The sequence below is a fragment of the Vibrio sp. 2033 genome, assembly GCF_033339735.1.
The window spans coordinates 14373-24985 of record NZ_JAWOVC010000015.1; the positions used below are offsets into that span (position 1 = coordinate 14373).

The following is a 10613-nucleotide window of genomic DNA, read 5'->3' on the forward strand; positions in this document are numbered from 1 at the left end:
GAACATGAAAAGTCAAAATAAAGAGCTTCAAGTTAACCCGAGAAACTTTCAACCGTCTTTGTTGCAAAAAAATTTACATAAATCACGCAAAGGAAAGTCAAAAACTAAAAAAGCGTTGGCAAAAGCTCCAAACTACTATAGAGACCTTTTTCAGCCAATTGAAGGGGTCTTTAGCCGACCTTCATTTGGCGAGTTTCAATTCACTTACTGTGGATACATGATAGCTAACCAGCGTGAGGGTGTTCTCAATATCTATGTACCACAAGAAACAGACTCCCCATTACTAGAGTCACTCGAATCATACGGGTTTTATCTATGTAAAAAGTACCCTATTTCTGTACCCAATAGCTCTAGATCCTCAAGACTTCTTATGAAGCGCTATCTTTCAGAAAAAGTATCAGATCAGCAAGCTGTGGAGACAATAATGCAGTTAAAGATCATGCTAAATGCAGCAATAAAAAAACAACAACAAAGTGAGGATTTAGATATATCGGCAATGCCTAGCCTCAGTCCTACAATATTTAAGTCACTAAAAGATATCGGTATAAATAAGCAATCAGAGTTAAGGAAGGCAGACTTAAATGTTTTGTTCCATAAGATCAAAAGTGGAAACTCGAAGAGCTATAAAGGGGTACGCTTGTTATTTCAGCTACATTGCTTAAGAGAGGATACTCAAGTTCCTTACTTATCTAACGATACCAAACAACGCTTAGTTGATTCTTATAATTTTTTCGCCAAAATTAGAGGATACGCCCCTCTGACTTATATGTTTTACAGCTAGAAAATAACCTTGCATTAGTTTCTTTCGACATGCAATTAAACCATCAGTTACAAGGTAACCAGTCGCTCATTAGGCCTCTATTTATTAGTTAGTTTCAAACAGCAATAGATGTTGAATGTATGTAATTCTCCACAAAACATATGGTGACGTTAGCTAGGTATCGTTCACCATACTACAAGTGCTGATTCCCTCATTAACCCTATATTTTAAATCCTTCGATTCTAGTTTCCTTTACCTCTACTGTTAGCTTGGGGTGTGGTAACTGTCCTCTAGCCAGCATTTGAATAGGATTTCCTGTTCGTTTTGTAGTGGTTTCTTTATTACTTTTTTCATACGCTACTTTGGGTGATATTGAAGACTCCCAGTAAAGAAGGTCTACTGGAAGAGCGCATAGAAATTGTAGAGGTTTCCGTGTCTTGAACTCACCGTGAACTAAGCGCCTTTGTGCATATGAGTAAATTAGATCCTTTTCTGCACGAGTGGTGGCCACATAGAATAGCCTAAGCTCTTCATGAACATTGTCTTTCTCATTACCTTTGAAGTGTGCTTCTTCTTCGCAGCCAATGACATATACACGCTTAAACTCTAAGCCCTTACTAGCGTGTTCTGTCATTAACTGAACCGCACTAGCCCCTTGCTCACCAGAATCCACCAGCATGTTAAGTTCTTTGATACAATCATGTAAGTGTCCATGAACCTCAGTGAAAGCAAAAAGGCGCTTTGTTAAGGTAATGACGTTTTGCTCTCTTTTATTAACTTCTGAGATTACTTCTGCTGTCATCTCTTGAGTTTTATACTTCTTCTTAGCGTTATCTATAATTTTGGGTTTGAACAGCTCGACCCAGATTTGATGCAAACCTTCCTCTAAGCCAGAAAGTACTTCTCCCCACTTATTTCTCAGTTCAGAATCACTAAGTTCATAGTTATTTATTTTTGCTAAGTCAGTGATTGAACCGCATTCGAACAATGCTTCTTTGATAATTGAGTGGCACTCCAACAAAGAGGCAAATCCAAGCTTTCTATCTTGAGATTTTACAGTTCCATACGTGGTCATGTACTTACAGTATTCAATAACTGTTAGGTTTTTATCAATGAGCTTTTGGCGCATAGTTACGCCCTTAGTTTTAAGGCTTGCTGCATCAATGACACGTGAAGCAGCCATAACATCCTTCTCATTAGCACAGAAACGTAGGAATGCACTCCAGTCCTTTACTTCTTTACTATCAAAGAAATCCTTGTCGCCAACAACTCGGTATTCTACCCCATGCTCAATAAGTTGAGCTTCAATTGGGTCTTTGATTACTTTTGAACGATACAGAATGGCAATTTCTTCTGGTTTTAATTCACCAGATTCGATAGCCTGTTTAATCTCATTGGCTGTCGTAATTGCCTCATCCTTGTCATTGGCAAATTGTCGGGCAATTGGCTTATCACCCTGAATATTTGCCATTGCTATCATATGTCCGTCTGTAACCTTTTGGTCTTCATGCATTAAGTCAGCAATAGCATTGGCCACATTTACAACTTGTTCAGTTGATCGAAAGTTCTCTCCCATCTGAACAATCTTCATGTCTCCGAATTCTTTTTGAGCATTTAGTAACTGACCGACATCTGCAGCCCTGAAAGCATAAATACTTTGTTTTTCATCACCAACCATAGTTAGGTTATTGCCTTGACCAACAATAAGTTTTAACAATAAGCCTTGGACTGGGTTAGCATCCTGATGCTCATCGGCAAGTACTGCTTTAAACTGGTTTTGCAACCAGGTTCTAAAACCTACATCATGTGTGAGAATTTTTACCGCATGGACGAGAATGTGGTCGTAATCAATAGCATTCAGCTCAATCATTCGTCTGTAGTAGACCTTCCAGATACAAACGCAATGGCTTAACAAGGCTTTCTCATCAAAAGTCAGATTTGGGTTGGTTTTGGACTGGTGCTCGAACTCAGACTTAGGACCACGACCATAGGACAAGGATAGCCCCATGAAGTTTTGAACATACTTTGCACCACCGTGCTCTTTTAAGAACTCATAGTCTGAGTTCGATAATGTTTTCTTAGCTGACTCATTTATTAGTGTAAGGGACTCAGTTTCATCCAAGATAACTAAGTCACTCGATGTATAACCGCACTTTACAAAATATGGGTGTTGCTTTTTGATGGCAGGTTTTATGACTTGGTTTAGTGCAAAGGAGTGCCAGTTACAGATAACAGCTTGATAAGCTTTGATACCTATACGTAAGTAAAGACGCTCTAACATTTCCGCAGCAGCTTTCTTGGTAAAGGTTATGGCACAAAGTCGACAGGGTTCCAAGCCTGACTCAATGAATGTCGCGGCCTTCTCCACAATAACGCGAGTCTTACCACTACCTGCCCCCGCATTAATCATGCAAGGTACTCCAGTCGTGTTGACTCCTTCATACTGACTCGCGGTTAATTTCATTCTCATCCCTCCCATTTAAGTGTTTATATATGGTATTTTAATTCAACCTCAAAGTCAACTTTAGTCTATTGTTTTTTGTTGCTAAATGATATATTTCATTTAACGGAGGATTGCGTCTATGTTTGAATTTTTGGGTGTAACAGCAGCTGACGGTCTTGAGCAACTTAAAGAACCGGAAAGGTCTTATTACGAATATGTAATAGAGCATGGCGACACGGGGCTGTACAAAGCCATGCCGTGGAAAAGTAAACGAGATTTACTTCTTACTTACAAAGGTGAGATTGAAGAGTGTACTTTAATCTCTAGCAAGCTAAACAATATACATCCTAAATACATACGTACAATCATGAGAAGCGAGAATGGTTGGCCAGGAGCTGACCAGAAAGCCAAGAACGGTTCTGGTGATTTAGGAATAATACAAGTTAACCCTAAGGTTTGGGATCAAGAGTTTCGTAAGCTTGGTGTGACTATAAACTGGGAAGACGTCAGAGATGATGTATGTGCAAATCTATTTATTGGTGGTGTCATTCTGGCCAGAAGATTAAACGCAACGAATGACATTTTTAAAGGCCTCGCTAACTACCATCGATATGCAACTTCAGACAATAAATATTTTCATTACTCGTACCGCCTGAAAGCAATGAAGCACTTTGCTGATATTGAATCTGAGTATGGTCGTTGGATTTCTCACCGAATACACGCAGTCAATAAACTAGGAGAATAGCCATGTGGGTCGCTATTGCAGAGAAGTCTTCTCAAGCTGAAAAGATCGCATCAGCTTTGAATCTTAGAAAGCAAGGTGGATTATATTCAGGCTTCTACAAAGGGCAAGAACTGATCCTTTGGTATGCCGCAGGTCACTTCCTCGAACTGTCTCCCCCTACAGAGCAAATACAGAACTTCAGTTGGAACGATCCACGTACTCACGAACGCATCCCTCGCAAGGTTCCTTATAAAGTTTGTCCGGACATACCAGCTCGTGACGGATACCCGGCAAGAAAACCAGGAGAGCGAATCCAATTACTTAAACAGTATGTCGACAAAGCGACTTTAGTCATTGGTGCTACAGACCCAGACCGAGAAGGTGAAGTCATATACCGTAGCATTTTAGATTTCCTTAAATACGATGGCCCATTAAAACGAGTTTGGTTAACAAAGGGGTTATCCAAGGATGCAATACAAACCTCTTTCGATGAAATGGTCGATGCATCTCAATACTACGGCGAATATTTAGCTGGGTCTAGTCGTCGTATGGCAGATTACGCAGCCATGGTTCTAACTGCCACCTACACTTATTACTCAAGAAGGGGAATGCTTGGAAAGTACCTAGGCTCAGGGGATAAGAAAAGCTCAACGACATCTGTTGGTCGAGTTCAGTCGACTGTTGTAGGTTTTACTTACCATCGTCATCAAGAAAGAGCAAACTTTAAATCTGTAACTCACTTTCGTCCGGTACCGCTGATCAGGTGTAACGGCGCTGTAAGTTTTGAAGGCCGATACCTTCCAGAGATAAAAGACTCCGACTATGACTCCCCTATCCCTGGCGTAAAGTGGGATGAAAAAAATCTAGCATCCAAAATATCGCCTGATATGTCTGAGGAAGAAGTCGAGGAGTTAACCATAAACAATAGACCTAAACCTCTTTATATCGACAAATCTATTATGATGGATTTTACGGAAAGGCTTAAGCAAGCGTGCATATTGGATTTAGATATAAATGAAAGTATGGCGACTTCTGCCCCACCAAAGCCTTTATCACTGACCAAACTACAGAGTCTGATTAGCAACGCTAGTGCCACTGATGTCCTCAATGCAGCACAACGCCTATACGATTCTGGTTTTATCACTTACCCAAGAGGTGAAGAACAAGAGATTTCTGACAAAGATTACAACCCTAGGGATATTGCGGACAAATGTACTCAACTAGCAAAATGGGACCAATTTGGCCAAGCCGCCCTTAAAATCGCTGCCATTCAAACGGGACAAGACGATACCTGCGCAAGTTTCAAACCAAGCTGCTATACGCCAGGAGATAAAATACACGATGCTCTAGCTCCTGTTGTTATACCTAAACCAGGAGAGCTACAGGGGCTAGATCTTCAGGTCTTTGAAGAAATTACGTCGCATTACTTGCAAGCACATTTACCTCCATCAAAATATTTAGTTCAAGAAGGGGTTTTAAAATTCGATACCCATGGGCTTTTTGGAGAACCGGTATCTAGTTTCAAGATCACAAAGCGATCTTGTATAGAAACTGGGTGGGAACATTACTTTAAAGGTAAAGAGACCGTCCAAACTATCAGCTTAAACGATTTAGACAAAAGCAATGTTTCAATTCCAGATGTTGAGCTAAAGGAGTCTACTACAACTAAGCCCCCTCTCTTCACTGAGGCCTCACTACTTTTTGCGATGTACCATGCGGCAAAATTCGAGCCTAATCCTATTCTTAGGAATTCACTCAAAGAATCAAAAGGCATTGGGACACCAGCTACTAGGCCAACTCAAATCGCAACTATCTTAATGCGTGAGTTCGTAGCGTATACTAGCAAGGGTAAAAACCCTTCGATTGATATCACCCCAAAAGGGATTGAATTGTATAAGGCACTACCTGATTCATATAAAAGCCCTGGTACTACTGCCAAATGGGAACTCAAACTTTCTGACATGAGTAAACTCCCTCAACGAGAAGCAGAAGCAGCGTCTCTGGAATTTATAAACACTCAAATTGAAAATACTGAAAAGCTAATAGGTTTCCTGAATAAAAACCTGTTTGATAAAACACCAAGAGACGGTGTGAATCCTAACATGCCACTTTCAAACCAAACCAAAGATAAACTTCAGAAGCGTTGTAAAGGGCTCGGACTACCAATGCCCAGACAGGCCTTAGCAAGTGAGGCTAAAGCGAGGCAATGGCTACGAGAGCACCCTTGGTTGGTAACTGACGCTATGCGAAGAAAGATTTCACAAATATGCTCTTTCAAAAAGATCCAGCCGCCAGCGCTTAAAATGACTGACTTTGGTAAAGCTCTAGAATTTATAAAAGTTCACGAAGATGATGTCCCAAGTACTCCATCTAAAAAGTTTCTTGATTACGCAAAACAGTTGGAATCGAAGACTGGCCTGAAAATTCCTTCTCAAGCGATTAGTAACGCCAAATTACTATCTAAATATGTAGAAGAGGCAAAACGTATTAAGAAACCAAGTAAAAAGACTATTGCTGCTATTAACGAGCTGGCTAAAAAGCTAAACGTTAGGGTTCCTGCTAGTGAATTAGAAAATGACGAAAGAGCAAAAAACATACTTAGCCGTATGAAAGCAATGATTGCTACAGCATCAAAATAAGGGGTTCAAGTAGATATGATGAATGATATTCTCAAAAGGTATAATATTCTCGAAAAGTATAAACAGGCGTTCCTAACTTCTGACTTTTATAATGACCAAAAAGTTTTAGCACCGGATGATTTAGTCCCGATGATAAGAGGGTTTCTCCATGCTAATGGGGAAGATTTATTAGTGGACAATCACACTAATATCTCTGCGTTCGCCAAGTCAGTCTTTGCGGAGACCAACCAGGAAAAGTTCGAAAGCTTCTTAACCGAACTAAAGTTACTTGTAGACGAGCTTAATTTAGACTTTAGAGGTTCTGCCGACATACCTAACTATGACAATCTCTCTATTACGCTTAGCTTCGACACAGCAAGCGAAGACCAGATTGATAGATTGATCCGTTTCGTCAGAAATAACCTCACGAATAATTTCCGAGCATCAGGCCAATACCCTTTAGCTGTATGGAAAGCTTTCATTATCTCCTCAGATTGCTGGTCGGTAGAGTTCCGATTCTCACCGAGATGGGAATTTAAAGAAGATATCCAAGGATAGAAGATTTAGAGTTAATGGTGTTAAATGCTGGAGGACATTATCAGTATTGGCAAATCAACTAACTAGGAAGATCTATGCACAAGGTGACTACGATATTAAAAACAAACATTGGGAACGTGGAAGGTTACTTAGATGAGAGCGGTAGCCTGTTTATTCTGAACCCGCCTAAGATTGAAAATCGCAAGCTTGCTCACTTCCTCCCAACACCTTCACAACGTTCAAAAGATGATGTGGAACAAAACCCGAATAACTACCTAAAGGTCGAGGAACCGAGTGAGTTCGAAGGGGTTTGGGAAGTGAGTGGACCAAATGTAGGAAAAGGGGATGCGTTCACACCTTATCCTTTTATGTTTAAGAGAGTAAGCCCCCCATCTGAAGGTAGTTAATACGGCACAACTATATTTTGGGTGGTTTCTTAATTGTCAAGATAAATATTTTTAGGTGCGGTTATTTCTAAATCGAATTAACAAACCGTAATTTGGACTTATAGACAGGGTCTTATTCAGTTAGTTAGTGTTCACTGACTGATATTTTGAATTTTGCTATTTATCCACAAATGATCCTCGAACTGCACCTTGATAAACTTTTTTTATCGCACTATCTTGATACCCGTGAGCTCAAGTAGTTCAGTGCATGGAAGCAAATAGTAGCTGTGCTTAGTTTCTTTCGTGATATTAAACTGGAGCTCAAAATCACTTAAACCCCACCATAGGCAGGGTTTAAGAGAGAAGCCAAATCGAGTAGCTGCAACTACTCATTATGGCTGCTGGGTATCATTCTCGACACCTGACACACGAGACTATAGATCACCAGTAGCCTATTTGGCAATTTTCTTGTTCAATAGTTAATGGTGATTAATATGTACCCACAAAGGTTTATCTATCTGATTATGAGAGTATGGAAAGCAATGGTCTCGGTATTCAAACTCAATCCACACATATGTATCAAAGGGTTAATGTATCTAGTCGAGTTTTTTAGAGACTAATCCATTTGTATGTACACACTTCTTAAGGTGTGTACATTATTTAGACAAAAATGTTAAGTCCGTGTGCTCTAACTTCTTATACACATTTGGGTATTGGGCTCGAGAAATCTTTAAGTTTAAAAGACCTTGGGCTATTTCATCACTTTTAAATTCGGAGAGGTCAAGTTTACTTTGCAAATATCTACCATAATCAAACATTCTATTTACCTTAGCTTGTAATACTCCCAGCTCAACTAGTTGATATTCCGCATCTTCTCTCCAACTAGGCCTACGGCTCGACTGCTTATTCTCATATTCATTTTCTACTCTAGCGGATAAGTACTGAGTCTTACTTAGTATTTTTGCCATTACCAGAACAACATCTATGTCTGCGTTTTCCATGCATTTTGTGAATATGGCTGTTGTATTGGCCAAATCTAGTTTCGGTGGTACAGGCTTCTTACCTGTTCTTTTCGGCATACCTTTCCAAAATTCAATTGATTCGGTGTAGAAGCTAGCCATCTCAGTTGTGTATTTAGTTAAGTCAGACAGAGTTTGAGGTAACAATGCTCTTGCTGCTAAAAGTTGGCTCTCTCGATTCTGTTCTTCGTGATATTTAGCTGCATAAACCGCCAATAAGCTTGCTGTAAAAGCAATCATTGCTGCATTCAGAGTTTGCCAATGAGACCAAACTTCTTGGACATATGACCAATTTCCACCACCATCAAACCATGGCTTTAATATCATCATCACGAAATACACCCCGATCAAAATACAACCAAAGGTAGAAAAGTATACTCTTACAAAAGTATCCAAGAGAGTTTTGGGAGACCCCATTCTTTTCTGTATTGAGCTAAGAAATTCAGTACTGATACCGATAACTTTGCGAAGATAATTGGCCCCATCACGAAGCTTCTCTACCCCAGATAGTTCTTTATCCATGTTGTACCACTCCTAGTAAACAATTTTTTAAAGCTTAAGGTTACCAAATTGTACTCGTTTCTATGCATAATGAGCGCGATACTCAACCACAGTCAACTAAGAGGTTCATAGTTTCGTGTCTATGCTCTAGATAGCCGATTAGGTTGAGGAGCTCTCGGAAGGAATTAGACCAAGCGTAAGTAGTAAGCTTACGCTTGTTAGAAGAGTTCTTAGTGAGGATTAGAGACGTTCTTGGTCAATGAGTTGCTCTAACGTATTTCAAATGTATTCCCGTAGGAGTGATATTGGTTAAATCTCGACTGTATACATACCCATACTTTTGTAAGAGGTCAATTGAGTGATACGTCCAGCCAGCGGCAAAGGCTACACCAGCCAAGGCAAAATAAACACAGATTTTATTAGCTAGCTGCATTGCGCTTTGAGAGTAAACTTCATTAATTTTTTTTCCGCACAACATAGCTTTTGGGGCCATAAAAAAAATACAACCTAACGCCCCTAATAATCCAATCGGCACCCACAGAGTTAGAACGGATAGCTGAACAGTGTCAGCTTTATTCAATAGTTCAAGATAGTCTCTATAGACTACATAAGATGGATAGCCCCAACAAATTATCCCAAACAAAAGAACAAAGATACCAGCCAAACGTAATCTTGTTTTATGTGACATTCTCAAGCATCCTTACGACTTGATTAGAAACTTTGTATTCACCCCAAACAACCTCAATTAAGACATATGTTGCTGTAACAAATAGCGCACCAACCATTACGGGAGCTCCCAGAGCTGCCGTAGCAAATAACAGAACTTCACCAGCTGCTGTTTGCAACATGAATTTGAACATATCGGCACCTACATTGCCAAACCAATCCACTAAGTGATAGTCGTCTTTAAAAACTAAGTCGCTGGTGGCTAGACTAGCGGACACCACAAAGGTTAAGGCACCCGCACCCTTGAAGTTTGCAGTTCTAGATTGAGGACTAAAGCCTGCTTGCACCGACTTAAATGAATTTAGAGGGTACTTCTTACCATTCATATTAAGCCGAGTACCATTGACAAACGCATGCCGTAGCACTTTGCCATTCTCGTTTGTCCCTGAAAATGCGACAAATAATTTACCTCGACTTTCTACCAAATCAGCTTTAACGCCTAGATCGCCAAACTGTTTAGCAATTGATATCGCATTAAACATAGGCTCTGTGTGATTGAACCAAGACTTAGCGGTGTTAATGCTCAAGGCGATAGCAGCGACATCCTTACCAGACTCCAGCCAAACGTTATGTAATATTTTATGTGCATCCTCTAAATCTGTAATTAACACATGCTGGTGGTTTTTAGCCATTTCATCCCCAAGTGAACACTGTAATCCTATTGAGTCACTGAGAAGCTGAGGAGCATTCAATCCTAGAGAAGTAGGTCCTAACCCTGCTTTTTCTCTATCTCTAAGAACCCTCTCACGATTTTCTGCCCATCTTTTTTCATCGCTTGCTGAAGGAGTTAATTCAGCTCTACGCTCTCGTTGCTGACGAGCGAAGAGCTCTTTTGTGGTTTCTCGTCTTTCTTCTGGGGTAACAGGGGCAGATTCATATCTCATAGGATCATACTTACA

The 10613-nt window shown here is 40.1% G+C and carries 9 protein-coding genes; 5 read left to right on the forward strand and 4 right to left on the reverse strand.

Annotation, left to right across the window (positions count from 1 at the left end; translation table 11 throughout):
* The first annotated feature begins 4 nt into the window (after positions 1-4).
* On the forward strand, positions 5-781 hold the full coding sequence (locus tag R7P74_RS17680) for a TfoX/Sxy family DNA transformation protein (protein WP_025633992.1): 777 nt from the start codon (positions 5-7) through the stop codon (positions 779-781).
* 199 nt (positions 782-980) lie between these two features.
* On the opposite strand, the gene R7P74_RS17685 is transcribed toward R7P74_RS17680, so the two are convergent.
* Entirely contained in the window at positions 981-3224 is a 2244-nt protein-coding gene (locus R7P74_RS17685) for an ATP-dependent helicase (protein ID WP_025633991.1), read from the reverse strand.
* Between the two features lie 118 nt (positions 3225-3342).
* Between R7P74_RS17685 and R7P74_RS17690 the strand changes: the two genes are divergently transcribed.
* The 4 genes from R7P74_RS17690 (at position 3343) to R7P74_RS17705 (ending at position 7489) form a co-directional block, all read left to right on the forward strand.
* The gene (locus R7P74_RS17690) at positions 3343-3948 is read left to right on the forward strand and encodes a transglycosylase SLT domain-containing protein (protein WP_025633990.1); all 606 of its coding nucleotides are present in this window, start codon (positions 3343-3345) and stop codon (positions 3946-3948) included.
* A 2-nt stretch (positions 3949-3950) separates the two neighbouring features.
* A complete protein-coding gene (locus R7P74_RS17695; RefSeq protein ID WP_025633988.1) occupies positions 3951-6566 on the forward strand; it encodes a DNA topoisomerase in 2616 nt (871 codons plus the stop codon).
* A gap of 15 nt (positions 6567-6581) precedes the next feature.
* On the forward strand, positions 6582-7103 hold the full coding sequence (locus R7P74_RS17700) for a hypothetical protein (RefSeq protein WP_025633985.1): 522 nt from the start codon (positions 6582-6584) through the stop codon (positions 7101-7103).
* A 74-nt stretch (positions 7104-7177) separates the two neighbouring features.
* Positions 7178-7489, forward strand: a complete 312-nt coding sequence (locus R7P74_RS17705; protein WP_025633984.1) for a hypothetical protein — start codon at positions 7178-7180, stop codon at positions 7487-7489.
* A 635-nt stretch (positions 7490-8124) separates the two neighbouring features.
* Here R7P74_RS17705 and R7P74_RS17710 read toward each other — a convergent pair.
* The 3 genes from R7P74_RS17710 to R7P74_RS17720 all read right to left on the reverse strand — a co-directional run bounded on the left by R7P74_RS17710 (position 8125) and on the right by R7P74_RS17720 (position 10598).
* A complete protein-coding gene (locus tag R7P74_RS17710; RefSeq protein WP_025633983.1) occupies positions 8125-9009 on the reverse strand; it encodes a hypothetical protein in 885 nt (294 codons plus the stop codon).
* Between the two features lie 235 nt (positions 9010-9244).
* On the reverse strand, positions 9245-9676 hold the full coding sequence (locus R7P74_RS17715; RefSeq protein WP_025633982.1) for a hypothetical protein: 432 nt from the start codon (positions 9674-9676) through the stop codon (positions 9245-9247).
* Positions 9666-10598: a hypothetical protein gene (locus R7P74_RS17720; RefSeq protein WP_025633980.1), complete on the reverse strand. Its 933-nt coding sequence runs from the start codon at positions 10596-10598 to the stop codon at positions 9666-9668. The genes R7P74_RS17715 and R7P74_RS17720 overlap by 11 nt, the downstream gene beginning before the upstream one ends.
* Positions 10599-10613 lie beyond the last annotated feature (15 nt).

Coding starts and splice junctions, on each gene's coding strand:
- R7P74_RS17680 (WP_025633992.1), top strand. CDS start 5: ATGAAAAGTCAAAATAAAGAGCTTCAAGTTAACCCGAGAAACTTTCAA.
- R7P74_RS17685 (WP_025633991.1), bottom strand. CDS start 3,224: ATGAAATTAACCGCGAGTCAGTATGAAGGAGTCAACACGACTGGAGTA.
- R7P74_RS17690 (WP_025633990.1), top strand. CDS start 3,343: ATGTTTGAATTTTTGGGTGTAACAGCAGCTGACGGTCTTGAGCAACTT.
- R7P74_RS17695 (WP_025633988.1), top strand. CDS start 3,951: ATGTGGGTCGCTATTGCAGAGAAGTCTTCTCAAGCTGAAAAGATCGCA.
- R7P74_RS17700 (WP_025633985.1), top strand. CDS start 6,582: ATGATGAATGATATTCTCAAAAGGTATAATATTCTCGAAAAGTATAAA.
- R7P74_RS17705 (WP_025633984.1), top strand. CDS start 7,178: ATGCACAAGGTGACTACGATATTAAAAACAAACATTGGGAACGTGGAA.
- R7P74_RS17710 (WP_025633983.1), bottom strand. CDS start 9,009: ATGGATAAAGAACTATCTGGGGTAGAGAAGCTTCGTGATGGGGCCAAT.
- R7P74_RS17715 (WP_025633982.1), bottom strand. CDS start 9,676: ATGTCACATAAAACAAGATTACGTTTGGCTGGTATCTTTGTTCTTTTG.
- R7P74_RS17720 (WP_025633980.1), bottom strand. CDS start 10,598: ATGAGATATGAATCTGCCCCTGTTACCCCAGAAGAAAGACGAGAAACC.